Origin of the sequence: Phytohabitans sp. LJ34 (assembly GCF_052068095.1) — a bacterium.
GTDB lineage: Bacteria > Actinomycetota > Actinomycetes > Mycobacteriales > Micromonosporaceae > Phytohabitans.
In genome coordinates, this window is record NZ_JBQHDG010000011.1 from 140,118 (window position 1) to 164,765 (window position 24,648).

Here is a 24,648-nt window from a genome sequence, read left to right on the forward strand (position 1 = left end):
GGAGGTAGATGTGCGATCGCGCTTGCGGTTTCCTGTCGTGCTCGCGCTCGTCGCGGCCCTGGTCGGCGTCCCGGCCACGGCCGCGGGCGCGGACGTAAATCTGCCTGAGGTCGGGTTCTCCACGCAGTACATCTGCTGGGAGACCATGCCCAAGGTGCGGCCCACCTTCGGCACCAACGCAGTGGAGACAGAGAAGTGCGAGGTGCGGGTCGGGCTCTCCAAGCCGACCATGCGGGAGGTCGTCTTCACCTACCGGACCGAGGCCGGCAGCGCGAAGCCACAGGCGGACTACGTGGACGTACGCGAGGGCAAGGGCGCCATCGTGCCGGGCGCGGTCGAGGCCTACATCACCTTCGAGATCGTGGCGGACCGGATCCCGGAGCTGGAGGAGTTCTTCACGGTGATGCTGCTCCAGGTCAGCGGGGCGAACATCGGGCGCAAGTCCGGCACGGTCACGATCCAGGACTCCGATCAGTCCAAAGAATAGGACTGGGGCGGGCAGGGGCGGACCGGGCGGCCAGCGCGTCGGCTTCGGCCGGCGCGTTGGCTTTCTGGTACAGGTCCAGCGCCGTGTCCCAGGCGCCTTTCGCGGCGGACCGGTCGCCGCCGGCGTACGCGAGGTCGCCGAGCGCCGCGAACACCCGCGCCTCCTCGTACACGTCCGGCACCCGCTGCCGCAGCCGGAGAGCCGCCTCGAGACCGCGCCTGGCGGCATCGCGCCGACCCGCCGCCGCGCGGGCGAGGGCGAGGCGGTACAGGGCCACCGCGGCCACGTGCTGGTCGTCGATCTGCCGGCTGAGCGCCAGCGCGGCCCGCGCGCTCTCCGCGGCCGCCGCCGGATCGCCGGCGTCCAGGTGTGCCGCGGCGAGGTCGTTCCAGGTGTGCGCCGCGTACCTGTTGTCGCCGGCCTGCTCGCGCAGGGCGAGCGCCTGCCGCAGGTGGTCGAGCGCGGCGCCGGGCTTGCCCTCGGCGAGCCGGGCCAGACCGAGCCCGTTGCGGGCGGCCGCCTCCAGCCGCTGTACGCCCAGCGCCACGCTCGCCGTGAGCGCCTCGGTGAGGTACTCGACGGCCCGCGCGGTCTGTCCCATGTGTACGCACGCTTCGCCCATGTTGACCAGCACCACCGCCTTGCCCAGCTGCTGGCCGCCGGCAGCGTGTGTCTCCAGCGCCCGCTGGTACGCCTCGACGGCCTCGTCGAACCGCCGCTGCTGGCTCAGCGCGACCGCGATGTTGTTGTACGCGTGCCCCTCGCCGCGCCGGTCACCACCGCGCCGCATCAGCGCGAGAGCGTGGTCGAGGTGGGTGCGCGCCTCGTCGAACTGCCTTGTCATGATGCAGGCCACGCCGAGGGCGCTGCGCATCAAACCCTCGACGGCCGGGTCCGCTCCGGCGGCACTGGCCGCGGTCACCGCCCACTGGCACATGCCGACCCGGTCCTGCCAGTGACCGCGCGAGTCGTAGAAGCCGGTCAGCAGGTACGTCAGCTGCCAGGCCGCGGCCGCGGGGCCGTGCTCGGCGGCGTGCCGGACGACCGGCACGAGGTTGTCCCGCTCCTGGTCGAGGAAGGCCAGCGCGCCGGACCGCTCGGGCGGAAACGGCAGCTCGGCCGGGGGCCACGTGACGGTGGCGGTGACCCGGTCCCGTCCCGGGTCGACGAGCTTGTTGGCCGCGGCGGCGACGGCGAGGTACCAGTCGACCGCTCGCGCGGCCACCTCCTCGCGCGCCTGCGGCGTATCTTCGCCGGCCGCTTGCTCGCGGGCGAAGAGCTGGATCAGATCGTGGTAGCGGTACCTGTCGCGGCCGGTCTCCGTGAGCAGGTGCGCGGTGACCAGCTCGTCGAGCGCGGCCCCCACTTCGGCCGGGCGCTGGCCGGTCACCGCGGCGGCGAGGTGCCCGCTCACGGTGCCGCCCGGCAGCAGGCTCAACGCGCGGAACAAGCGTGCCGCCGGCGCGCTCAATGCCTGGTACGCGCTGGTGAACGCGGCACGCACGCTCCGCTCGTCACCGGGAAGCGCGAGCGCGCTCAGCCGGTCGGTGGCGGCCAGCTCGCCGGCCAGGTCTTCGATCCGCTGGCGCGGGCGGGCGGCGAGCCGCGCCGCGGCGATGCGCAGCGCGAGCGGCATCCCGCCGCACAGTGCCACGAGGCGGCTGGCCGCCGCCGGCTCCCGCGCCACCCGGTCGGCACCGAGCGCCCGCCCCAGCAGCTCTTCAGCCTCGTCCGCACGCAGCACGTCGAGCGTGACGGCGCGTACCGCGTGGTGGGCGCCGAGCCCGGCCAGCCGGGACCGGCTGGTGACCAGCAGCCGGCTCCCGGCGCCCGCGGGCACCAGCGGGAGCACGTCGGCGACCTCGCCGGCGTTGTCGAGCACCACGAGGATCCGCCGGCCGTCCAAAAGGGAGCGGTACAGGGCGGACCGTTCCGCCTCGCCGGCGGGCATCCGGTCGGCCGCGACGCCGAGGCCGCGCAGCAGATGTGCCAGCGCCGCCGCCGGCGGCAGGGCCACCTCGCGGTCGTGCCCGCGCAGGTCGAGGAAGAGCTGCCCGTCGGGGAAGCGGTCCCGGGCGCGGTGCGCCCACTCGACGGCCAGCGCCGTCTTGCCCATCCCGGCCGCGCCGGAGACGACCGCGATGTGGCCGTCGCCGTCGAGGGCGTTCATTTCATCGGTACGGCCGGTGAAGTGCCCGGCCGGTGCCGGCAGCTGGGCAGGGCGCGGCGCCGGGGCTTCCGGCGGCACGTCCACAGTGGTCTCGTCGATCTGTAGCGCGGGGTCGCGGCGCAGGATCGCCGCGTACAGCTCGCGCAGCTCCGGCCCGGTGTCCAGGCCGAGCTCGTCGGCGAGCGCGGTGCGGAGCCGCTGGTAGGCGTCGAGCGCGGCGGTGTGCCGCCCGGCGCGGTAGCGCGCCAGCATCAGCAGGCCGACCAGGCGTTCCTGGGTCGGGTGGGCGACCAGCAGCCGCTCCAGCTCGGCGGCGGCGAGGTCGTGGTGTCCACACCGGAGCTCGGCGTCCCACAGGTCGGCGGCGGCCGCCAGGCGCGCCTCGTGCAGCCGGTCGGCCTCCGCACCGCCCCAGCCGGCCAACTCGACGCCCTCGGCCACGTCGCCGTGCCACAGGGCCAGGCCGTCGCGCAGGCTCGCCGCCGCCGCGACCGGCTCGCCACCCGCGAGCTGCGCCCGGCCGCGCTCGGCGCACGCCTCGAACCGGGCCGCGTCCACCATGTCCTCGGCCACGACCAGCGCGTACGAGTGGTCACGCGTCACCAGCGCCCCGGGGAGCCCGCACGCGGCTAGCGCCTGGCGCACCCGGGTGATGTGGCTGTGCAGGGTTTTCACCGCGGTACGTGGCGCGTCCCGGCCCCACAGCGCGTCGACCAGGCGCGACTGGGTGACCGCCGCACCGGGGCGCAGGGCCAGCACCGCCACCACCGCGCGCTGGCGGGCGCTGGGCAGGACGGCCACTCCCGCCGGCCCGGTGACTTGGACCGGTCCAAGCACGCGTACCGCAACAGTCGTCTCCACGAACCCTCCCCAGGGGATCATCGACAACCGACACGCAACCGCCCCACAGCCACGTCGCTCTATATCTAAGACCATGCGATCCAGGGAACCGCTAACCATACCGATCCAGCTGGACCCGGAGGGCGAACCGCGGCGCTCGTTGCACGCGCAGATCACCGATCAGATGATCGTCGCCGTCGACCAGGGCCGGCTGCCCGGCGGGATGCGCATGCCGTCCACCCGTACGCTCGCCACCGAGCTGGGCATCTCCCGCGGTGTCGCCTCGGCCGCGTACACCGAGCTGCTGACCCGCGGCTACCTGGAAGCGCGCCGCGGATCCGGCACCTACGTGGCCGCGCGCACCCGCGGGACGCCGCGCCGCACGGCCCTCGGCCCGCCGCCCACCGTGGATCTCACACCCGGCCGCCTCGCCGGCGAGCTGTTTCCCACCGCCGCCTGGACCACCGCGTGGCGCCGTGCGGCGTCCGCCCCGCCACCGGCCCGGGTACCCGTGCTCGGGCTGCCGGAGCTGCGCAACGCCCTGGTCCGGCAGGTGCTGTGGCCCACGGGCGTGTCGCTGGACCGCCACCTCGTCGTGATCACCAACAGCGCCGCCCACGCCCTGCGGCTCGCCCTCGCCGCGCTCGGCCGCGGCCCGGTCGGCCTGGAGCTCCCGGCCCCACCCGCCATCCACGCCGTGGCCGGCACGCCCATCCCACTGCCGGTCGACGGGCAGGGCGCCACGCTGGACGGCGTACCGCCGGACTGCCGGGTACTCGTCGTCGCGCCGGACGGCCAGCTGCCGCTGGGCCAGCCGATGCCGCTGGAGCGCAGGCGAGCCCTGGTGGCGTGGGCGGAACGCACCGGCGGCCATACCGTCGTGCTCACGCCGGCCGGGACGCCGTCCTCGGGCCCGACCTCGTTGCCCGGCCTCCTGGCCGCCGCCGGCGTCGACCGCACGGTACTGGCCGGGACGATCGGCGAACACCTTACGCCAGCCCTCCAGCTCGGCTACGCGGTCGTCCCCGCCGCGCTGGCGGCACCGGTCACCCGGCTGCTGCGCGACAGCGGCGAGACGCCGCCGTACGTACTCCAGCTGGCCGCGGCCAAGCTGCTGCGGGACGGCACGATCCAGGCACACAGCCGCGGGGTCGCCCGTCTGTACGCGTACAAGCGCCAGTTTCTGGAGTCGACGCTCGCACCCTTCGGCGACCGGATCCGGCTCGGTCCGCCGGAGACGACGGGCGCCACACCGCTGTACCTGCCTCCCGGCGCGGACGCGGACGAGGTCGCCGAGATGCTCGCCGCCAAGGCGGTACGGGTGCGGACGCTGGCCCGGTACTACTGGGGCGGGTCGCCGGCCCCGCACGCGCTGGTGATCGCGTACGGCCACCCGACCGGCGCCGCCCTGCGCCACGCCTTGGCGGCGCTCACCGAGGTGCTCGAAACGATCTGAACATCGCTACGGCGAGGCGGCGAGGCGGCGGGCGAGCGCGGCGCGGGTGTGTACGTCGAGCTTGCTGAAGACCCGCGTGAGGTGCGCCTCGACGGTCTTACGGCTGACGTGCAGGCGTTGGGCGACCTCGCGGTTGGTCAGGCCTTGGCCGACCAGCTCGGCGACCTGCCGCTCCCGGGCGGTGAGCGGGCCGGTGCGGGTCCGGGGGAGTCGGGCCGCCAGCCGTACTTCGAGCCGGGCCAGCCGGCCGGCGAGCCAGTCGGCACCCGCCGCGTGGAAGGCCGCCTTGGCCTGCCCGAGCTCGGCGCGCATGGCGTCGACCTCGCCCGTGGCGGCGTGGATCTCGGCGAGGAGCTGGCGGGCGAGGCCGCGGTCGAGCGGCGTGCCAGCGGCGGCGAAGTGGTCGATCGCGGACCGCGCCGAGGTTTCCGCGCCCGCGGGGTCGTCGTGGCGAAGCAGGACCCGGGCGTATGCCTCGTGCGCGGTGCCGAGCAGGTGGGCCAGCCCTGTCGCCCGAGCCTTGGCCAGCGCCCGCTCCGCGGCGTCCCGGTCGCCGCTCGCGGTGGCGGCCAGCGCCAGCCCGTATCCGTCGGTGTCCGTTGTGGACAGCTCGTCCCGGCAGGCGTCGAGGTCGCCGGTGGACAGGTGCAGCCGGGCCAGGTACAGCCGGGTCAGGCCGGCCCACCACGGCGAGTCCGGGCGGTGGGCGGACACCTCGGCCGCCAGGCCGCGCGCCGCGGCGACACCGTGCCGCCAGAGGGTCGGCAGCAGCAGCACCGCCCGGGCCATGGCCAGCGTCTCGGCGCTGCCGATCCGCCGTGACACCTCGGCCGCCCGCGCGGCGCTGTCGACCGCGTCGGCGAGCCGGCCCGACCGGGTCGCCAGGTGCGCCCGCGCGATGAACAGGTACGGCAGGGCGTGGGTGCGCCCGGCCCGGCTGGCCACCTCGATGCCGCGGGCCAGATGGCGGGACGTGCGGCGCCGGTGCCCGAGGTCGGTCTCCACCCAGGACAGCGGCCCGACCAGCTCGACGTGTTCGAGCAGGACCGTGTCCGGCGCGCTGTCCATCAGCCAACCTGCCCGCTCCATGTGGGTACGGGCCTCCTGGACCTCGTCGCGCAGCAGATGCGCCAATGCCAGCACCGCGTGGCCGGCGGACTCCAGCGCGGGATCCGCTGTGCCCGCCACCAGCGCGATCGCCCGCAGCGCCGGCTGGCGTGCCTGGTCCGGGCGGCCCTGGAGTACCGCGACGGCGGCGACCTCGGTCAGCAGCTGGGCGCGCACGCGACCCTGGCCGGCCCCGTCACGCATCTCGGTGGTGAGCTGCGCGTCCGCCTCGTCGAGGTGGCCGAGCAGCCGGGACACCACCGAGGAGAACGCCACCGCCGACGCCCGTGTCTGGTCGGGCGCCCGCATCGTCTCGTGCAGCAGCCGCCGGCTCTCGGTCAGCTCGCCCATGACGCCGGTCGCGCGGGCCAGCGCGACCCGCAGCGTGGACCGGTAGGCCGCGAGGTCCGTCCGCTCCGGCAACACCCGGAGGGCCGCCCGCAGCAGCCGGGCCGCCGCTTCCGGCGAGGTCTCCAGCATGTCCGTGCCGGCGCCGCCGAGCGTCCGGGCGGCACGCTCGTCACCGTACTGCGCGGACCGCTCGGTGTGGTGGGCCAGCGACGCGACCGGTCCGCCGCGCTGCCGCAGGTAGTCCGCCGCCCTGGCGTGCGCCGTGATCCGCCAGCCCGGCCCGGTGGCCGCGTAGACGGCGGCGCGCGACGACGGGCTCGGGAAGACGAAGTCGGTGCCCACGATCGAGCCGATACCGGCGCGGCACAGCACGTCCAGCCCCGCGGCCGCGGCCGCGGTGGTGACCTGGGCGATGTACGCGACGAGCCCGAGTGGGGCGTGGTCGCCGGCGACCGACGCCGCGTCGGCCAAGCGGCGAACCGTCTCCGGCAGGGCCTCGAACTCCCGCGGCGGCACCGGATCGGCGTCCACGTCCATAGACCGCACGGTATTGACCACCGCGCGCGGCAACGACCGCCGTTCGGCCGGCTTGGGGTGTCCATTGGGGAGTTACCCGATGCTCACCGGCTGATCTTCACGCCATACTCACGGCAACTTTGGGGAGGCAGACGTGGAGCAGCCCAGCATCCGACCGCATCGACCGGACGCCGTCCCGTACCCGCCAAAAGGCCCGGAGCGCCGGCCACGACGCGCGTTCGTCGCGGCGCTGGCCGCCATGGTCGTCACGGCCGCCGGCGTGCTCGCGTTCGCCGGCCAGGCCGGGGCCGACCTGGTCCGGCCGCCCGTCCCGTCTCCCTCACTCAGCCGGCCGCCGGTCATCTCCACCACCCTGCACTTCAACCCGCCGCCGCTCACCTCGGCGATCGCCGGCGACAGCTACATATCCGGCGAGGGAACGGGCGGCAACGTCTACCCCACGAAGCCCAACGGGGAGCAGGACTGGCGGCATCAGTCCGGGTACTCGCAGGCGCACCTGGCCTGGCTCTACCTGTCCGCGAAGCGCTGGCCCCGCGCGCCGTACACGGTCGCCTCGAACCGGGTCGAGAGCGCCTGGGGCGGCGACCGCCTGAGCTTCGTGGCGTCCTCCGGCGCCACCACCGCCCACCTCACCACCAGCCAGATCGACCCGGACACCAACCTGCCGCGCTCCGGGCCGCAGCTGGACGGCATCGACCCGCTCAGCAACCTCGTCTTCTTCGGCTTCGGCGGCAACGACGCCCGTTACGCCGAGCTCTTCGAGGCGGCCATCGGCTGGCTCATCGCGGCGAAGCTGGAACAGCGGCTGCACCCGATCCCCGTCCCCAACATCGACCGCCTTGTGCAGACCGCGGCCGTGGCCCGCAAGGCGCAGCAGCTGCTCGCCCTGATGCCGCAGGTCAAGCTCAACATCGAGAACGCGCTCACCCGCACCTGGCAGCGGGCACCGAACGCCCAGATCGTGGTGATGCTCTATCCGCTGGGGCTCAAACCAAGCGGCAACCCGGACATCCCGTTCATCTTCGGCAGCGCGCTGGACAAGATGTACCCCTTCGGCGCCGCGCTCAACAACGCCATCCGGCAGGCGGTCGCCTCGTTCCAGCAGAGGTACCCGTCCGCGCCGCAGCCGCGCATCTTCGACCCCAACGCCGGCGGCCTCATCGCCGGCCACGAGCTCGGCCAGCCAAGCTCCTACTTCAACGGACTGCACATCAACCTCGACGAACTGTGGAAGCGGCACAAGCTGCACGCCACCCAGGAGAGCTTCCACTACAACCAGTTCGGCACGGTCGCGGTCGGCAAGGCGCTGGCCACCTGGACCGCCCAGCAATTTCCCGCGATGTTTCCGGAAGGGCCCAACTTCACCGGCGTGATCACCGATCCGCACCGGTACGGCCCCAACGACACGCTGGTCAAGACCGACCTGGACAGTTGGCTCGACAGCCACACCGACGAGCTGTGCACCATCGCGCAGGGCGCGCAGACCTGCAACACCGCGGTCGCCGACGCGAACGGCACGCTCACCTACCCGGGCACCGTACCGCCCACCGGCGGCGCGACCGGGACGCCGGGCGGGTACATCACCGACTACATGTTCGGCGCCTACTTCGGACTGGCCCAGGCCAACGCCGGCAACCCGCCGCCGGACAACGGCCCCGCCTTCAGCTACTACATGCAGGACCCGTCCGGCAAGTGGCTCAAGATGGAAACGAACGCGCAGGGCGAGGTCGAATGGACGCCGATGCCTCCCGGCTGGACCCCACCGCCCAACTCCTGCACCCCCGGCGGCAGCGGCGGCGGTCCCCTCGGACCCCTGCCCACCGCGACCCCATGTCCCTTCACACAGGGCGGCTGACCGCCCGAAAGCCACGGCCCGGGTCCGACTCGCTCAACTGATCGCGGATAGACGCAACCCGGCCGCGCCGCCGAGCGTCTAGGGAGGAAGGGACACCGTTCACGGGGGAGGAACGATGGTGCGTGCCCGAAGAATCCTGGTATCGGTGACAACGGTGGTGTGTCTGCTCCTCGGAGCGGCGGGTGTGGCGCTCGGGCAGGCGCCACCGCCGGACTCCGGCGGCGCGGTCCCACCGGGATGGACGATCGTCCACATCGGAGACGGTGTACGGCTGGTGTGGCGGTCGCCGCGGCCAGTGCCGATGGGCGACGCGGCGGTCGAGTTCCGGGTCGGCGACCGGCCGCTCGGACGGCCGATGGCGGAGCGCGACGGGCGCACGTTCCGGCTCGACCTGGATGCCAGCCCCGCCGACCTGACCCGGCTGGAGGCACACGCCGGCGGGCGCCGGCTCGACGCCGCCGCCCCCAAGAGCCAAGCGGGCGCGGCGGCCGCGGTGACGCTGCCGGCGCCGCTCCCCGTCTATCCGGATCCGGGTAAGCCCGGGGCGTACCAGACGGTCACCGGCGAGTACAACCTGGCGGGCGTCAAGCTGCCGGGCTTCCCGGCGGCGGCGGAGATGACCGGCGTCGTGGTCGCGCCGCGCGGTGCGCCGGGTGCCCGGCCGCTCGTGCTGTTTCTGCACGGCCGGCACAGCACCTGCTATCTCGGCAAGGAATCCTCCGGTGACTGGCCGTGCCCCCGGGGCTGGCGCCCCATCCCCAGCTACCGCGGCTACCTCCAGGCACAGCAGCTGCTCGCCTCGCAGGGATACGTGACGGTCTCCATCAGCGCGAACGGGATCAACGGCCAGGACTGGGCGATCGACGACGGCGGCGCGCACGCCCGGTCCTCGCTGGTACGCCACCACCTGGGCCGCTGGGCGAGCTGGGCGGGTGCCGCCCGGTCCGGCGCCCCGGCCGTCGTGCGGCAGTCGCCGCCGGTCGACATGTCGCGGGTGCTCCTGGTCGGCCACTCCCGCGGCGGTGAGGGAGTCAACCGCGCCGTCATCGACAGCCTCAGCCCGCGCTCGACCGCGGGCTACCCGGGGGCGGTGCGCTGGACCATCCGCGGCACCGTCCTCATCGGACCGACTGTCTTCGGGCACAACCCGGCGCCGGACGTGCCGTCGGTGACGTTTCTGCCCGGGTGTGACGGTGACGTCTCCGACCTGCAAGGACAGATCTATGTGGACGGCACGCGCGGGGTGAGCGGCGGCACCGGCCTGCACAGCGCGGTATACATGGTCGGCGCCAACCACAACTTCTACAACACGGAGTGGACGCCGGGGCAGGCCGTGGCGCCCGCATGGGACGACTTCTGGGAAGCGGACGACGACCAGGTCTGCTCGCCGGGCAAGGGGATCCGGCTCACCGCGCGGCAGCAGCAGACCGTCGGCGCGACGTACGTCGCCGCCGCGGCGCGCCTGTTCGTCCACCGCGACGACCGGGTGCGGCCGCTGCTGGACGGCACGCCCGTCCGCGCCGCCTCGGCCGGATCGGCTCGCGTGTACACCCACGCGGTCGGCGGCGTCCGTAGCCCGCTGGTCACGCCGGACGCGTCCACTCGGACGAGCGGCGCGGCCCGGCTCTGCACGCAGGTCGACACCGACCGCGCGGCCGCGTGCCTCGACCCGGGGCGGTCGCAGGGCCAGTCGCCGCACTTCGTGCCGTTCGGCTGGTTCTCGTCCGAGCCCGGCCGGTACTCGGTCGCGCTGACCGGGACGGGGCCGGCTACGATCCGACCCGCCGCCCCGGCCTCGCTGGTCGGCGCGAGCGCGGTCGCCCTGCGGCTGATCCTGCCGCCCAACACCGCCGGCGCCCGGTTCGACGTGGCCGTCACCGACACCGCCGGCCGCCGCGCCGTGCTCGGCCAGGTGCGGGTCGACGGGCTACCGGCCACGCAGCGCACGACGGCCCACTGGGCGCGGGAGGTGCGGGTGCCGATCCCGCGAGGCACCACGGTCGACCTCGGCCAGATCGCCGCCCTGGAGCTGGCGCCGGCGGCCCCGTCCGCACAGGCGTGGCTGGTGGACGCGTGGGGCTGGCGAGCGGGCACACCCGATCCGCGGCCGGTGCGCCTGCCCCGGATCGACATTGGACAGTTCGCTGTGGACGAAGGCGACTCGGGCACGGTCACCTATCAGGTGCCGCTCACCGTCTCCGGCAGCGGCCACGGCGAGGTCCGCCTGCTGATCGTCGACTCGTCCGGCAAGGGCGAGGTGACCGAGCGGCTGGTCACGGTACGGCCCGGCGTCACCCGGATCGACGTGCCGATCCAGGTCACCGGCAACACCACCTTCGACGGAGACCAGCAGATCATCGTGGCGGCGAAGGCGCTTCGCGGCACGGTGATCGGTGACTACGACGGCGGCATATACATCCGGGACGACGACCCCATGCCGTGAGTCACCGCCGCGCCTGACGACGCGGTCAGGAGCGGCCGGGCGTCTCGGCGAGGGTCGTCGCGCCTGTCATGATGGCGACGGCCTCCGACATCGTGTGGGAGGCCGGCGTGACGACGGCGGCGCAGCGGCCCAGGCGCTGGATGTGGATGCGGTCGGCGACCTCGAAGACGTGCGGCATGTTGTGGCTGATCAGGATGACCGGCAGCCCTCGGGACCGGACCTCACGGATCATCTTGAGGACCTGGTTGGACTCTTTGACGCCGAGCGCCGCGGTGGGCTCGTCGAGCACGATCATCTTGCTGCCGAACGCCGCCGCGCGCGCCACCGACACCGCCTGGCGCTGCCCGCCGGAGAGGGTCTCCACGGGCTGGGCCATGTTTTGCAGCGTGCCGATGCCAAGGTCGGCCATGGCCTTGGCGGCATCGCGGCGCATGCCCTTCTTGTCGGTCATCCGCAGCACGCTGCCGAGGAACCCGGGCCGGCGGCGTTCCCGGCCGAGGTACAGGTTGCTGGCGATGTCGAGTGCCGGCGCGACGGCGAGGGTCTGGTACACGGTCTCGATGCCGGCGTCCCGGGCGTCCTGCGGCCGTTTGAAGTGCACCGGCTGCCCGTCGATGAATATCTGGCCGGTGTCCGGGACGAGGGCGCCGGTGAGGCACTTGACGAGCGTCGACTTGCCGGCGCCGTTGTCGCCGATGATGCCGAGGACCTCGCCGGGGTACAGGTCGAGGTCGACGCCGTCGAGCCCGACGACGTGGCCGAAGGTCTTGACCATGCCGCGTGCCGACAGTACGGGGGAGGCGGTCATGCTTTCACCTTCCTGATCCACTGGTCGACGGCCACCGCGAGGATGACCAGCAGTCCGACCGCGAGCACGCGGTACTGGTCGTCCACGCCGGCCAGCGACAGTCCGCTGCGGAAGAAGCCGACGATCAGCGCGCCGAGCAGCGTGCCCAGCACGGCGCCCCGGCCGCCGAAGAGGCTGGTGCCGCCGATGACGACGGCCGTGATGCTCTCCAGGTTGGCGTCGGTGATGGCGTTCGGGCTGGCGGCGCCGGCCCGGCCGATCAGGATCCACGCGGTCAGTCCGTAGATGGCTCCGGCGACCGTGTACACGCTGAGCAGCACGCGATCGACCCGGATGCCGGCCAGCCGCGCCGCTTCCTTGTCGTCGCCGACCGCGTACACGTGCCTGCCCCACGCCGTGTTGGCCAGCGCGAACCCGACCACCACGTAGAGCACGGCGACCAGTACGACGCCGGTGGTGATCCGGAAGTCGCCGATCCGGAAGGACTCACCGGTCCAGCTCAGCAGGTCCGGCATGTCGACCGCCTGCACGCTCTGGCCGCGCGAGTAGAGCAGGCCGATGGCGGTGAAGACGCTCAGCGTGCCGAGGGTGACGATGAACGGCGGCAGTTTGATCCGGGTGACCAGGGCGCCGTTCACCAGGCCGGCCGCGACGCCGAGCAGGACGCCGACGCCGATGGCCAGCACGCCGGGCAGGCCGGCGCCCTCGGCGAGCTTCGCCGTGACCATCATGGACAGGATCGTGATCGCGCCGACGGACAGGTCGATCCCGGCGGTCAGGATGATCAGCGTCTGCCCGACGGCCAGCGCCCCGATCACCGCCACCTGCTGTAGGACGAGCGACAGCGAGTTGGCCGAGGAGAACCGAGGGTTGATCGCCGAGAAGACGATGAACGAGATGACCAGCACCAGGAACGGGCTGATCGCCGGATGCGAGTGCAGCAGGTGCTGGATCCGTTGCGCCGGTGCTCGCCGGCGCAGTGCGAACTGCTCGCTGGCGGTGCTGGCCGGTGTGGTTGTGGTGGACACGCCAACTCCCTTCGGGGGCTCTGCTGGGTCTCGCTCGCGTCGCTCGGTGGCCGCCCGGGGCGGCCGGCCGCGACGCCCGGACGGCGCCGCGGCCGGATGAGCAACGTCAGGCCGTGCCCCAGCAGATCTTCGCGCCCTCGGTGCTGTCGATGCTCTCGACGCCGGTGGCCGGCTTGTCGGTCACCAGCGCGACACCCGTGTCGTAGAAGTCGAGCCCGCTGGTGACGGCGGGCTTGGCTCCGCCGGTCGCGATCTGCTTGATCGCCTTGACGCCGAGCTCGGCCATCTTCACCGGGTACTGCTGTGACGTGGCGTTGATCAGGCCGCTCTTGACCTGCTGCACGCCCTGGCAACCGCCGTCCACGGAGACGACGAGCACGTCCTTGGTACCGGCGGCCTGCATGGCCTTCTGCGCGCCGACCGCGGCCGGCTCGTTGATGGTGTAGACGACGTTGATGTTCGGGTTCTTGGCCAGGCAGCGCTCCATGGCGGTGCGCCCGCCGTCCTCGGCGCCCTCGGTCGGCTCGTTGCAGACGATCGTGTAGGTCCCGCCGGAGTAGCTGCCGGTCGGCGCCTCGTCGCCGTTCTTGGCCTTGTCGCCGGTGTCGATGCCCATGCCGGTGAGGAAGCCCTGGTCGCGGTTGTAGTCGACCGAGACGATCTTGTCGTTGAACAGGTCGAGCAGTGCGATCGTCGCGGGCTTGCCGGCGAGCTGGGCCGCCGTCCACTTGCCGATCAGCTCACCGGCCTTGAAGTTGTCGGTAGCGAACGTGATGTCCACTGTGTCCGCCGGGTCGGGCGGCGTGTCCAGAGCGATGACGTACAGCCCGGCCTCCCGCGCCTTCTTGATCGCGGGATTGACGCCGGGGCCGTTCGGCGTGATCAGGATGCCCTCGTCGCCGCGGGCGATCGCGTCCTCGATCGCCTGCACCTGGCCGGCCTCGTCACCGTCCTCCTTGCCGGCGGCGACGGTGAGCTTGACGCCATCGGCCTCGGCGGCCTTCTTGGCGCCGTCCTGCATGGTGACGAAGAACGGGTTCGTGGAGTTTTTGGTGATCAGCGAGACCGCCACACCGTCGTCGCCCGCGTCGTCGCCGCCGCATGCGGTGGCCAGCAGGCTCAGGGCGGCTACGGCGGCGAACAGACGCGCGGCCCGACGGCCGGTGCGCTTTCTCATGTCCGCTCCTTCATTCGGGGGTGAGCCGTCGCCGAACCCAGCCAAACCAGCTCGACAACGATGTCGAGGAGGTTAACCCTCGCGCTGTGCTGTGTGTCAATAGGTTACTTGACATCGTTGTCGAATGGGTTCACGCTTCGGCGGGGCGACGCCTCGCCCGCATGGGATGCGAAACTGTCCGGTGAAGGGGGACGGAAATGACGCAGGAGACACCCGCGGAGCCCTCGCCCGCCCCCTCCGAGATGTCCGTGCCCAAGGGCCGCCCGACGCTGCGTGACGTGGCGCTGCTGGCCGGTGTCAGCACCAAGACCGCGTCCCGGGTCGTCAACGGCGAGGGCGGCGTGACCGCCGCGAAGGTCGCGGCCGTCCAGCAGGCGGTGGCCAAGCTCGACTATCGGCCCAACTTCACGGCGAGCAGCCTGCGCCGCGCCAACGGCCGCACCGCCGCGATCGCCGCCGTGCTGGAGGACGTCTCCAACCCGTTCTCGTCGGCTCTGCACCGCGCGCTCGAAGACGTGGCACACGGCCGCGACGTCATGATCTTCGCGGGCAGCGTCGACGAGGATCCCCAGCGGGAGCGGTCGCTGATCCACGCGTTCACCACGCGGCAGGCCGACGCCCTGGTCGTCGTGCCCGCCAGCGACAGCCAGCGCTACCTCGCCAGCGAGGTCAACGCCGGCACCCCGATCGTCTTCGTCGACCGCCCGCCGGTCGGCATCGACGTCGACGCGGTCCTGGTCGACAACCACGCGGGCGCCGCCGAGGCGGTCCGCCACCTGGTCGCCCACGGCCACCGCGACATCGGATTCCTCGGCGACCTGACGTCGATCGCCACCGCGCGGCAACGCCTGCTGGGCTACAAAGAATCCCTCAGCGACCACGGCATCCGGCCCGCACCGGAGCACATCGTGCTCGACCTGCACACCGAGGAGGCCGCCCAGCGGGCCACGCACGACCTGCTCACCGGCGAGTCCCCGCCGACCGCGCTCTTCACCGCGCAAAACCTCGTCACCATCGGCGCGGTGCGCGCGCTGCGCCAGCTCGACCTGCACCACCGGGTGGCGCTCGTCGGCTACGACGACTTCCCCCTCGCAGACCTGCTCCAGCCGCCGGTCACCGTGGTCGCGCAAGATCCCGCGGCGATGGGACGGCTCGCCGCGTCACTCATCTTCCGCCGCCTCGACGGCGAGCGCTGGGAGCCGACCGTCCACTTCGTACCGACCCGGCTCGTCCCGCGCGGCTCGGGTGAGATCCTCGGCCCCCATGCGGCCAAGCCGTAGGACGGCGTCGCCTTCGCGCGTGGGGTGGTTGTCGGTTCGCGACGGAGTCAAGGCAGGATTGGCGGCATGACTGGTGACGCGCCCATCGTGCCCAAGCCGCTGGAGCCCCTGGACGAGGATTGGCAGCGCGGGCTTGCCATCGTGGCCCACCCCGACGACCTGGAGTTCGGCGCGGCGGCGGCCATCGCCCGCTGGACGAGGCAGGGCAAGCAGATCGCCTACGCGCTGCTCACCAGCGGCGAGGCCGGCATCGACGGCATGGACCCGGCGGAGGCCGGCCCGGCACGCGAGGCGGAGCAGCGCGCGTCCGCCGAGATCGTCGGCGTGACCCAGGTGGACTTCCTCGGGCTGCCCGACGGCGTCCTGGAGTACGGCGTCGCGTTGCGCCGCGACCTGTGCCGGGTGATCCGCACGTACAAACCGGACATCGTGATCACCAACAACTTCCGGGACAGCTGGGACGAGGCCGGCGACGCGCTGAACATGTCCGACCACATCGTCACCGGCCGGGCCGTGCTCGACGCCGCCCGCGACGCCGGCAACCGGTGGGTCTTCCGCGAGCAGATCGACGAGGGCCTGGAGAAGTGGGGCGGCGTCCGGCAGGTCTGGGCCGCCGCCTCACCGCTGTCGAAGCACGCGGTCGACACCACCGACACGTTCGACCTGGGCGTCCAGTCGCTCAAGGCGCATGACGCCTACCTGCGCGGCCTGGGCTCCGGCGGCTTCGACCCCGAGGAGTTCCTGGAAGGCTTCTCCCGGCAGACCGGCAACCGCCTCGGCGTCAAGTACGCGGCTGCCTTCGAGGTGTTCAAGCTCAGCCTTTTCTGAGGCCCATCGCGTCCGGTATGCGACGTTCAGACCCGCTCAGTCGACCCGGTGCAGCGGGCCCCACTCGGGAGAGTGCTGCGCTTGCACGGCCTCCTCGCACTGGCGAAGCGCCCGCTCCGACACCCACGCGATCGGGCGGCGGCAGCGCACCAGCGGCTCGTTGTCCGGCCCCCGACCACGCTCATCTCCGGCCAGGACCCACGGGCGTACGCCGGGACCGCGGAGGTCACGCAGGTGGCGGTAGTCGTAGAGGCGGCGGGCCACCCACAGCCGAATCGGGCGGTCCTCCCACCATTGCTCGACATCGAGGGGGTTGGCGGAGAGGCCCGGCAATGTCACGCCGGTGAGCGAGTCGCGGCTGGACTGGTCACCGCCGCCATCGCCGCTCAGGTCGGCGTCCGGCCCCTCTGACCACCGGACGTAAAGGTGCTCCCGACCGCGTACCTGCTCGACCAGATCGGCCAGCTCGTCAAGGTCGTGAATGGTCGGCAGCTCCATACGGGGTAAATGCCCGCCTTCGGGCCATCAAATCGTGTTTACCGTCGCCGCGCGGGTGGACGACAGGCCGGCGGGTCGGGGTGCCGGTAGGCGGCCCGGCGGGTCGTAGAGTGTGCCCATGCGGGTTGATCAGGCTGCCGCCGTCCACCATCCAGCTCGACTCCCCGCCGCGCGGGGCTGCCGGTCGTGAAGGGACGGTCCGAGGCCGAGCCGGCGCCGTTGCAGGTCCTCGTCGTCGAGGACGACGCGGGTGACTTCGCGCTGGTGGAGACCGCGTTCGCCGACCATCTGGTCCAGACCGTCCTGCATCACGCGGTAAACGGCGCCGAGGCGTTGGAGTTCCTGCGCCGGGAAGGCGGCTACGCCGAGGCGCCGCGTCCGGATCTGATCCTGCTCGACCTCAACATGCCCGGTGTCGACGGCCGACAGGTTCTCACGCGGATCAAGGCCGACCCGGATCTGAAGGCGATCCCGGTGGTCGTGTTCACCACCTCGGCGACCCCCGACGACGTCGCCGACAGCTACATCGGGCACGCCAACGCCTACGTCACCAAGCCCATCGATCTGATCGACTTCGAACGGGTGGTGGCCGAGATCCGCAACTTCTACGGCAACACCGTCACGCTGCCCCAGCGGATCTCCGACTCGACCCGGCACGACGGTGGCACCGGCGGCCCGGCGGCACCCGCGCCCGCCGACCCCGCTAGCTGAACCCGCCCCGCTCGACCGGGTCAGGCCAGGTCGTCCTCGTCCTTGAGGCGCCTGGTGTCGCGCAGTTCCACGTACGGCTCGCGGTCGGCGGGGTGGCCGGCGGCGATCGCGCGGGCACGGTGCAGCTCGGCGTCGAACTCCGCGCCCAGCAGGACGGCGATGTTGGATATCCAGAGCCAGACGAAGAAGATGATGACGCCGCCGAGCACACCGTAGGTCTTGTTGTACGAGGCGAAGTTGGCGACGTAGAGCGCGAAGCCGGCGGAGGCGACCAGCCACAGCAGCACCGCCAGCAGACCGCCCGGACTGATCCACCGGAAGCCGCCCTGCCGAGCGTTGGGTGAGGCCCAGTAGAGCAGGGCGAACATCTGGCTGACGATCACCACCAGGATCGGCCACTTGACGATGCCCCAGGCGGTGACCAGCACGGACCCCACGTTGAACGCGTCGCCGACACGCTGCGCCAGGTCGCCGGTCAGGACGACCATGATGGCGCTGACCGCCAGCAGAGCGCCGACCACGACCGTGACGCCGAGCCGGATCGGCACGGTCTTCCAGAACGGTCGGCCCTCGGGTACGTCGTAGATCGCGTTGGCGGCGCGCATGAACGCCGCGATGTACCCGGATGCCGACCAGAGGGCGCCGGCGGCACCCACGATGGCCAGCAGTCCCGCGGCGCCCTGAGCCTCGGTGAGGCTCTGCGCTCCGTCGGCGAGGATGTCGCCCACCGGTCCCGGAGCGATGGTGCCCATGTTGTCGATCAGTGGCTGGAGGGCAGGGGTGCCGACCAGGCCGAGGATCGAGACGAGCAGGAGCAGCCCGGGAAAGATCGACAGCACGGCGTAGTAGGTCAGCGCCGCCGCCCAGTCGGTCAGCTTGTCCTCACCGAACTCCCGCACGGTCCGCCTCAGCACGCCCCACCAGGATCGGCCGGTCAGCTTGCTCGGCCGGTCCGGTACCCGTCGCGTGCGTACCGCTGGTTCACCTGACTCGTCGCTCATCGCGGTGCCTTTCCTCGCCCGTTCGACGGTGCCGAGCGCACGATGCGATCGACGTGGAGATCGGACACCACCGGTCACCGCTCGCAACGGGTGACGCCAGTGATGCCCGGGGCGGTTCGCCTCAAACAGGCCGTCCACCTCCGCCCTGGCCGCGGCGCTACCGTTGAGCCCGCGTCGAGGACGGGCGAGTGTGGCGGAGATGGTGGCATGAAGATCGGTGAGCTGTCGCGCCGGACCGGCGTCAGCGTCCGCGCGCTGCGGCACTACGAGGCCGAGGGGCTGATCCGACCGGCCCGGAGCGCCAACGGCTACCGTGCCTTCGACGAGGGCGCGGTCCAGGCCGTCGACCAGATCCGTGGGCTGATCGAGAGCGGCTTGCCGACCCGGATCATCCGCGAGATCCTGCCCTACCTCGACGGCCCCGCGGCGCTGATGCCCGAGGTGCCGTGCGCGTACATGCTCGGCGAAGTGGCCCGGCAGCGAGACCTGCTCGACCGCCGCATCCAGGCGCTGACGGGAAACCGCGACGCGCTCGAGGCCTACCTGCGCGCGGCCCGGTCGGCGGCTGAGACGGCGGACACCGCGGCTTGACCCTCCCGTAGGCGTGAGGGTTCTAGCGTCCGGGCATGGAGATCCCCACCAGCATGCGGGCGCTGGAGCAGCCCACCTGGAACGGCCCCGCGGACATGCGCCTGGTGACCGGCGCGCCCGTCCCGTCTCCGGGCCGGCACGACGTGCTGATCCGGGTCGGCGCCGCCGGCGTCAACTTCGCCGACGTCATGCGCGCCCGCGGCGCCTACCACGACGGACCACGGCCGCCGTACATCGCCGGCTTCGAGGCCGCCGGCGAGATCGTCGCCGTGGGCCAGGCGGTCACCGGCCACGCGGTCGGTGACCACGTCATCGGCACCGGATACGGAGCGTTCGCCGACTACATGGTGCTGCCCGCCGCCGGTCTGGCGCCGGTGCCACCCGGCTGGGCCGACGAACAGGCGCTCGGCATGGTGCTCAACTGGGCGACCGCGCTGGCCGCGCTCCGCCCGCTCGGCCGCCTGACCGCCGGCGAGACCGTGCTGGTACACGCCGCGGCGGGCGGGGTCGGGCAGGCGGCCGTACGCCTGGGCAAGCACTACGGCGCCACGGTCATCGGCACCGCCTCGGCGGGCAAGCACGACGCGGTACGCGCGCTCGGCGCCGACCACACTGTCGACCACCGCACGGCCGACCTCGCCGCCGAGGTGCTCGACCTGACCGGCGGCCGAGGAGCCGACCTGGTGCTGGAGTCGGTCGGTGGCGCCGTGTTTCGGTCGAGCCTGACCGCCGCCCGGCGGGTGACCGGCCGGATCGTCGTGTACGGCATGGCCGGCGGCGAGGCGACCGTCACCAACCGCGAGCTCAACTTCGTCTACCCCGTCCAGCTGACCGGTCTTCACATCGGCAGCCTCGCCACGCACGCGCCGGCACTCTTCGCGCGGCTGGTGGCCGAGCTGGCCGCGCTGCGCGTCGCCGGCGTCTACCCGCCCGGCCAGCCCACCGTCTACGCCCTGCCCGACGGGCCGCGGGCCCTCACCGCGCTGGCCGCGGGCACCACGGTGGGCAAGCTCGCCCTGCGCCCCTGAGCGCGGGGAGGCCGTCACGACACCTGGACGAGCTGCCACTGCTGTTCGGCGGCGTCGCGTACGTGTCGCCGCCGCTGACCACCGTCCGCCAACCGTTCGACGCCGTCGCGCGGGAGGGCCTGATGCTCCTCGTCCAGGCCATCGAGAAACCCCAACGCCGACCCACCGCCGGCGACCGACCCACCGGTCGAGCTGGTCGTCCGCGCGTCCACCGCGCCGCAACCCCGCGACGATCCGCCTAACGCGCTTTGCGAGTCGAGGTCGCCGCCCGTCGTGGCGTCACTTCGAGGCAGATTTTCCCACGTCCGCGTCAGTGGCGGACCGTATGCTCCCGCGGGCACCGCTCCCGGCCGGCGGCTCGCCAGGGCGAGCCGAATTCCCCGGCCGTCCACTGCCAGGTCCGCGCGACAAGCCCTCCGGGTATGTTCGCGGACAGCCGCGTGCGCCTACCTGCGACATCCTGACGCGGCGTTACCAGCGCCGGGGGTCGGGCTTTGAGATCTAGGAGACTTAGGGCTGCTATGGCGCCCTAACTCTCCAAGATCTGGCATCGGACGCGGTTCACGGCCCTGTGGCGGTTACTCGCGGTGATGGCGCCTCTGTCGGGTCTGGTGCCCGTCGCCCTCGGCAATGGACATCGTGGACAAAGGAACCGTGCGTCCCTGGGTGAGCGTGGCCAGCGGCGGACGGGTGAGGCGCCGCCCACATGCTGCGCCGCATCCCCAACCAGTGAGAAGGTGGGCCCCGGCCGGAGCCCGAGGCCCCGCCGGAGGCGCACCAACCGCAACCACAAACAAACCCGGAAGGAGCGGAGAAGCGATTCAAATCCGAAAGTCGAGGGGCCAATGGATACCAAGATCTGGGGGCGGGCATGGTCTTGCCCGTGGGCTTGGACTGCGGGGCTGGCAGTGGACGGCCGGGGGTTTCGGCGAGCGCTGCGAGCCGCCGGCCGGGAGCGGTGCCCGCGGGAGCATACGGTCTACAGCTGACGCGGGCGTGGGCAAATCTGTCTTGAGAAGGTCACGAAGGACAGGCGCCCCGACCCCGGAAACGTCTCTAGTGGAACTCGTAGGCGCCGCGGTCGGGGGCGGCTACGCCGTCTCCGTTGCCGTCCTGGGGGATGGCGACGCCGTCGAGGTCGGTCGGGTAGCTGGCGTCGGTGGCGGTGTCGACCATCGGGCTGCCGGCGGTGGGACGCAGGTCTCCGGCGGCCGCGTCGCGAAACAGTGGGTCGGCCCATGTGTCGTCCGCGGCGGGGACACCGTCGAATGTGGCGCCGTGGTAGATGTTGTTGCCGCCGGCGTAGGCGCCGTCGGTGTATCCGGAGCGGTATCCCGCCACCAGTACGTTGTCGCGGGCCTCGAGGATCGTGGCGTCGCAACCGCCGTAGCAGGCCAGGCCGTAGCTCTGCGTGCCGGTCAGGTAGACCGTGTTGTGGCGGAACACCGTGCCGGTGACCGGGCCGAACGGATCCCTCGAGCCGCGCGTGACAAGGCCCGCCGCGATGTCCAGAGTGGAGCGTACGACGTTGTAGGCGTAGACGTTGCCGTGCGAGCCGGCGCTGCCGAGCTCGGCGAAAGCGACGTTGTCGACGGCGATGTTGTGGTGGATGACGTTTTCCCGGCCGCCGTACACCTCGACCGCGCCACCGTCGCGGCCGTAGTCGTGGGAGAACGCGTCGCTGCCGGAGATCCGGTTTCCGGCGACCTCGGTCCGCAGCCCGTGGAGCAGGATGCCGAAGGCGCCGTAGTCGTCGTCCCCGCCGGGCGTGTTCACGACCATGCGGTTGTTGTCGACGATGTCGTTGTCCAGGATGCGGGCGTCGGCGGAGCCCTGGTCGACCTCGATGCCCGTGGTGTTGTTGCTGACGATGTTGTGGCTCACCACCACCGCGTCGCCCCGGATCAGCACGCCGCCCGACCCGGCGCAGTTGTGGATGTCGAGGTAGGTCATCGTCACGTAGGACCCGTCGAGGGTGACGCAGTGGCCGCCGGTGCCCACGGACTCGATGACCGGGGTGTTTCCGGTGGCGCCGTACGCGCTGACGACGATCGGAGCATCCGGGGTGCCGCTGGCGCTGACCACGAGCTGGTCCGGAAAGCGGCTTCCGCGGGCGAGCAGGAGCTGGTCGCCAGGGGTGAGGCCGGCGGCGCTCGCTCGGGACAGCGTGCGCCACGCCCGGTCCGGAGACGCGCCGTCGCGGGCGTCGTCGCCGTTGACACTGTCCACGTAGTACATGGTGGCGGCCGCGGCCGCCGGTCGGGCGCCGGCGACGGCCCCGGCCGGCGCGAGCACGAGAGTAGCGGTGATCAGTGTGGCCAGCCGGTGGTCGTGGCTCAGCATGGTTCTCCCCTGGACGTGAGGCCCGCACCGTCCTGCGGCATTCACCGCTGCCTATACCCTGCCGGATGTAGCGGCACACGCACGAACCGCGGGACGGTCAGCCGGTCGGCTGTTCCAGCTTTCGCAGGACCTGCTCGGTGGCCTGGCGGAGCACGCGGCGCCCGCCGAGTACGAGCAGGACCGCTATCAGCCTTCCCTTCAGGCTCGCCGGCCGGCGGTCGACGGTGACGTGGATGTGGCTGCCGGTGCCGTCCGGCGTCACCCGGTACAGCCAGGAGCTGCCGGGACGCCACGTATTCGACTCGGTGGTCTCCACCCGTACCGTGCCCGGGGTGGACCAGTCGTAGCGGTTGCGCTCCCACACGCCGCCGGCCAGCGACGAGCCCTCGGTGACGTCGGCCGAGTCCGCGGCGACCTCGTGGACCTTGAGGTGCTGGGCGTCGATGTTCGGCCAGACGTCGGCGCGGGCAGCGGAGAAGTCGGTCAGCGCACCGATGAACCGCTCGGGCGAAACCCCACTTTTGATGTCGAACTCGACTCGCGGCATCGCAGGCCTCCATCTGCGTCAGGCCCCTCTGTGGTTTGGGGGCCCCGACACGTCAGCTTCTCACCAGTGGCCGATCCGTGGATGGCCGTCGCGCGAACCTGGTGCAACCGTGCCGCCGCACCGGTCGTGTCTGATGTACATGCGGGAGGGCAGATGCGCGACGCGGACGGCTTCGACGAGTTCTACCGGGCGACATCGGCCCGGATGCTGCGCTACGGGTTTGCCCTGACCGGCGACCTGCCCGAAGCGCAGGATCTGGTGCAGGAGGCGTACGTGCGCGCCTGGCAACGGTGGCGCCGGCTGGCCGGGTACGACCACGTCGAGGGGTGGGTGCGGCTGGTGCTGACCCGGCTCGCCACCGACAGTTGGCGGCGCCTGCGCAACAGGCGGTTGGCCGCGCGCCGCGCCGGTCCACCGGGCGACATCCCTCCACCGAGCGAAGACACCGTGTTGCTCGTCGCCGCGATGCGCCGGTTGCCCACCGCCCAGCGCCGGGCCGTCGCGCTGCACTACCTGTGTGACATGTCGGTGGCCGAGATCGCCGTCGAGACCGGATCTTCTCCCGGAACGGTCAAGTCCTGGCTGTCCCGCGGGCGGGCGGGGCTGGCCGCCGTACTCGACGACCTGATGCGGGAGGCGAACGATGTCGCCTGACCTGGACCGGATGTTCTCCGCGCTGCGGGCGGACGTGGACCGCGCGGGCCTGTCCGCGCCGGATGGGCTGCGCGAGCGTGTCGACAGGCGCACCCGGCGGCGCGCCATCGCGGGCCTGGTCGCGATCGCGGTGCTTGTCGGCGGCGTGTCGATCGGCGCACGGGAGCTGCTCGCCGGCCCGGTCGCGCCGGCGCCACAGCCCGGTGAAACCGCCACGCCGACGCCGGCGCCGTCACCCCCGGCCGCGCCGGTTTCCGAGGAGCCCTATCCCGTCGGCTCGCCGCTGTCGATGCCGGCCGGCTGTGACGAGATCCTGGTGTTCCCGTACGACGGACCGGCGCCCGCCGGCCAGGCGTTGCCCGCCTCGGTGATGCTGCGCGCGAGCGACTGGGGCAGGTGCTACGCGATGGTCGGCGACCACGCCGGCTACCCGGCCTGGGAGCGGGGCAAGCTGCCCAGGCCGCAGCCGGACCTGTGCCTCGACGAAGAGCCGTACCGCGCGGACTCGGACCGGGTCGCCGGCCGCTTCCGGCGGTTCGCGGGCGGCCCGGAGGTGTTCGGCTACGAGTCCGTCACCCGCTACCGGGCCGGCGGCGCCGGGGCGTTCCTGGACGAGGTGCGGGACCGGGTCGCCCGGTGTGCCACGTTCTCACCCGATCAGAGCGGGGATGTGACGTGGCGGGCGCAGATCGCCGAGCGCGACTTCACCGGCGACGAGAGCCTGCTCGTCTACGTCGGAGTCGGCACCGCCGCCGAGCCGAGCTACCCCGGTTGGTGGGTGGGTGTCGCCCGGGTCGGCGACCTCGTGGTCGTCGTCGAACCCGGGTCCGACCTGGGCGGGAGCCGCGCCTTCGCGAAGACCATGACCCGCAAGGCCGTGCAGCGGGCGGGCTAGCCGAAGATTCGCT

General features: G+C 72.4%; 21 protein-coding genes. 11 read left to right on the forward strand and 10 right to left on the reverse strand.

The window, feature by feature from the left end; genetic code table 11:
* Positions 1-10 precede the first annotated feature (10 nt).
* Positions 11-487, forward strand: a complete 477-nt coding sequence (locus ACTMTJ_RS20745; protein ID WP_441218981.1) for a Calx-beta domain-containing protein — start codon at positions 11-13, stop codon at positions 485-487.
* Here the strand turns inward: ACTMTJ_RS20745 and ACTMTJ_RS20750 are convergent.
* Positions 453-3,518 (reverse strand): BTAD domain-containing putative transcriptional regulator, encoded by a 3,066-nt coding sequence (locus ACTMTJ_RS20750; protein ID WP_441218983.1) that lies wholly within the window; start codon positions 3,516-3,518, stop codon positions 453-455. The genes ACTMTJ_RS20745 and ACTMTJ_RS20750 overlap by 35 nt on opposite strands.
* Positions 3,519-3,591: 73 nt before the next feature.
* On the opposite strand from ACTMTJ_RS20750, the gene ACTMTJ_RS20755 reads away from it, so the two are divergent.
* Positions 3,592-4,953 carry a PLP-dependent aminotransferase family protein gene (locus tag ACTMTJ_RS20755; RefSeq protein WP_441218985.1) on the forward strand — a complete coding sequence of 454 codons (1,362 nt, stop codon included), beginning with the start codon at positions 3,592-3,594 and terminating at the stop codon, positions 4,951-4,953.
* Between the two features lie 6 nt (positions 4,954-4,959).
* On the opposite strand, the gene ACTMTJ_RS20760 is transcribed toward ACTMTJ_RS20755, so the two are convergent.
* Positions 4,960-6,948: a LuxR C-terminal-related transcriptional regulator gene (locus ACTMTJ_RS20760; RefSeq protein WP_441218987.1), complete on the reverse strand. Its 1,989-nt coding sequence runs from the start codon at positions 6,946-6,948 to the stop codon at positions 4,960-4,962.
* A 133-nt stretch (positions 6,949-7,081) separates the two neighbouring features.
* On the opposite strand from ACTMTJ_RS20760, the gene ACTMTJ_RS20765 reads away from it, so the two are divergent.
* Both ACTMTJ_RS20765 and ACTMTJ_RS20770 read left to right on the forward strand, forming a co-directional pair.
* Positions 7,082-8,803 carry a hypothetical protein gene (locus tag ACTMTJ_RS20765; RefSeq protein ID WP_441218989.1) on the forward strand — a complete coding sequence of 574 codons (1,722 nt, stop codon included), beginning with the start codon at positions 7,082-7,084 and terminating at the stop codon, positions 8,801-8,803.
* A 145-nt stretch (positions 8,804-8,948) separates the two neighbouring features.
* The gene (locus tag ACTMTJ_RS20770) at positions 8,949-11,246 is read left to right on the forward strand and encodes a hypothetical protein (protein ID WP_441218990.1); all 2,298 of its coding nucleotides are present in this window, start codon (positions 8,949-8,951) and stop codon (positions 11,244-11,246) included.
* A 25-nt stretch (positions 11,247-11,271) separates the two neighbouring features.
* Here the strand turns inward: ACTMTJ_RS20770 and ACTMTJ_RS20775 are convergent, their stop codons facing one another.
* From ACTMTJ_RS20775 to ACTMTJ_RS20785, 3 genes are all read right to left on the reverse strand, one after another.
* Positions 11,272-12,054: an ATP-binding cassette domain-containing protein gene (locus tag ACTMTJ_RS20775; RefSeq protein ID WP_441218992.1), complete on the reverse strand. Its 783-nt coding sequence runs from the start codon at positions 12,052-12,054 to the stop codon at positions 11,272-11,274.
* Entirely contained in the window at positions 12,051-13,082 is a 1,032-nt protein-coding gene (locus ACTMTJ_RS20780; RefSeq protein WP_441218994.1) for an ABC transporter permease, read from the reverse strand. The genes ACTMTJ_RS20775 and ACTMTJ_RS20780 overlap by 4 nt, the downstream gene beginning before the upstream one ends.
* A 106-nt stretch (positions 13,083-13,188) precedes the next feature.
* The gene (locus ACTMTJ_RS20785) at positions 13,189-14,259 is read right to left on the reverse strand and encodes a substrate-binding domain-containing protein (RefSeq protein WP_441218996.1); all 1,071 of its coding nucleotides are present in this window, start codon (positions 14,257-14,259) and stop codon (positions 13,189-13,191) included.
* A gap of 197 nt (positions 14,260-14,456) precedes the next feature.
* On the opposite strand from ACTMTJ_RS20785, the gene ACTMTJ_RS20790 reads away from it, so the two are divergent.
* Both ACTMTJ_RS20790 and ACTMTJ_RS20795 read left to right on the forward strand, forming a co-directional pair.
* Positions 14,457-15,539, forward strand: a complete 1,083-nt coding sequence (locus ACTMTJ_RS20790) for a LacI family DNA-binding transcriptional regulator (protein ID WP_441218998.1) — start codon at positions 14,457-14,459, stop codon at positions 15,537-15,539.
* 66 nt (positions 15,540-15,605) lie between these two features.
* On the forward strand, positions 15,606-16,367 hold the full coding sequence (locus ACTMTJ_RS20795) for a PIG-L deacetylase family protein (RefSeq protein WP_441219000.1): 762 nt from the start codon (positions 15,606-15,608) through the stop codon (positions 16,365-16,367).
* 36 nt (positions 16,368-16,403) lie between these two features.
* Here ACTMTJ_RS20795 and ACTMTJ_RS20800 read toward each other — a convergent pair whose 3' ends face one another.
* Positions 16,404-16,865, reverse strand: coding sequence for a DUF6098 family protein (locus tag ACTMTJ_RS20800; protein WP_441219002.1), 462 nt, complete (start codon positions 16,863-16,865; stop codon positions 16,404-16,406).
* Positions 16,866-17,051: 186 nt separating this feature from the next.
* Here ACTMTJ_RS20800 and ACTMTJ_RS20805 point away from each other — a divergent pair, with 186 nt between their 5' ends.
* Positions 17,052-17,576 carry a response regulator gene (locus ACTMTJ_RS20805; protein WP_441219003.1) on the forward strand — a complete coding sequence of 175 codons (525 nt, stop codon included), beginning with the start codon at positions 17,052-17,054 and terminating at the stop codon, positions 17,574-17,576.
* Between the two features lie 20 nt (positions 17,577-17,596).
* Here ACTMTJ_RS20805 and ACTMTJ_RS20810 read toward each other — a convergent pair whose 3' ends face one another.
* Entirely contained in the window at positions 17,597-18,490 is an 894-nt protein-coding gene (locus ACTMTJ_RS20810) for a YihY/virulence factor BrkB family protein (RefSeq protein WP_441219005.1), read from the reverse strand.
* A 294-nt stretch (positions 18,491-18,784) separates the two neighbouring features.
* Between ACTMTJ_RS20810 and ACTMTJ_RS20815 the strand changes: the two genes are divergently transcribed.
* On the forward strand, positions 18,785-19,168 hold the full coding sequence (locus ACTMTJ_RS20815) for a MerR family transcriptional regulator (protein WP_441219007.1): 384 nt from the start codon (positions 18,785-18,787) through the stop codon (positions 19,166-19,168).
* A 35-nt stretch (positions 19,169-19,203) separates the two neighbouring features.
* On the forward strand, positions 19,204-20,196 hold the full coding sequence (locus ACTMTJ_RS20820; protein WP_441219009.1) for an NADPH:quinone oxidoreductase family protein: 993 nt from the start codon (positions 19,204-19,206) through the stop codon (positions 20,194-20,196).
* 14 nt (positions 20,197-20,210) lie between these two features.
* Here ACTMTJ_RS20820 and ACTMTJ_RS20825 read toward each other — a convergent pair whose 3' ends face one another.
* The 3 genes from ACTMTJ_RS20825 to ACTMTJ_RS20835 all read right to left on the reverse strand — a co-directional run bounded on the left by ACTMTJ_RS20825 (position 20,211) and on the right by ACTMTJ_RS20835 (position 23,086).
* On the reverse strand, positions 20,211-20,408 hold the full coding sequence (locus ACTMTJ_RS20825; protein WP_441219011.1) for a hypothetical protein: 198 nt from the start codon (positions 20,406-20,408) through the stop codon (positions 20,211-20,213).
* A gap of 844 nt (positions 20,409-21,252) precedes the next feature.
* Positions 21,253-22,539 (reverse strand): right-handed parallel beta-helix repeat-containing protein, encoded by a 1,287-nt coding sequence (locus ACTMTJ_RS20830; RefSeq protein ID WP_441219013.1) that lies wholly within the window; start codon positions 22,537-22,539, stop codon positions 21,253-21,255.
* A 97-nt stretch (positions 22,540-22,636) separates the two neighbouring features.
* Positions 22,637-23,086, reverse strand: coding sequence for a hypothetical protein (locus ACTMTJ_RS20835; RefSeq protein WP_441219015.1), 450 nt, complete (start codon positions 23,084-23,086; stop codon positions 22,637-22,639).
* A 153-nt stretch (positions 23,087-23,239) separates the two neighbouring features.
* On the opposite strand from ACTMTJ_RS20835, the gene ACTMTJ_RS20840 reads away from it, so the two are divergent.
* Both ACTMTJ_RS20840 and ACTMTJ_RS20845 read left to right on the forward strand, forming a co-directional pair.
* Positions 23,240-23,740, forward strand: coding sequence for a SigE family RNA polymerase sigma factor (locus ACTMTJ_RS20840; protein WP_441219017.1), 501 nt, complete (start codon positions 23,240-23,242; stop codon positions 23,738-23,740).
* The gene (locus ACTMTJ_RS20845) at positions 23,730-24,635 is read left to right on the forward strand and encodes a hypothetical protein (protein ID WP_441219019.1); all 906 of its coding nucleotides are present in this window, start codon (positions 23,730-23,732) and stop codon (positions 24,633-24,635) included. Before ACTMTJ_RS20840 ends, ACTMTJ_RS20845 begins: the two co-directional genes overlap by 11 nt.
* Positions 24,636-24,648: the final 13 nt, after the last annotated feature.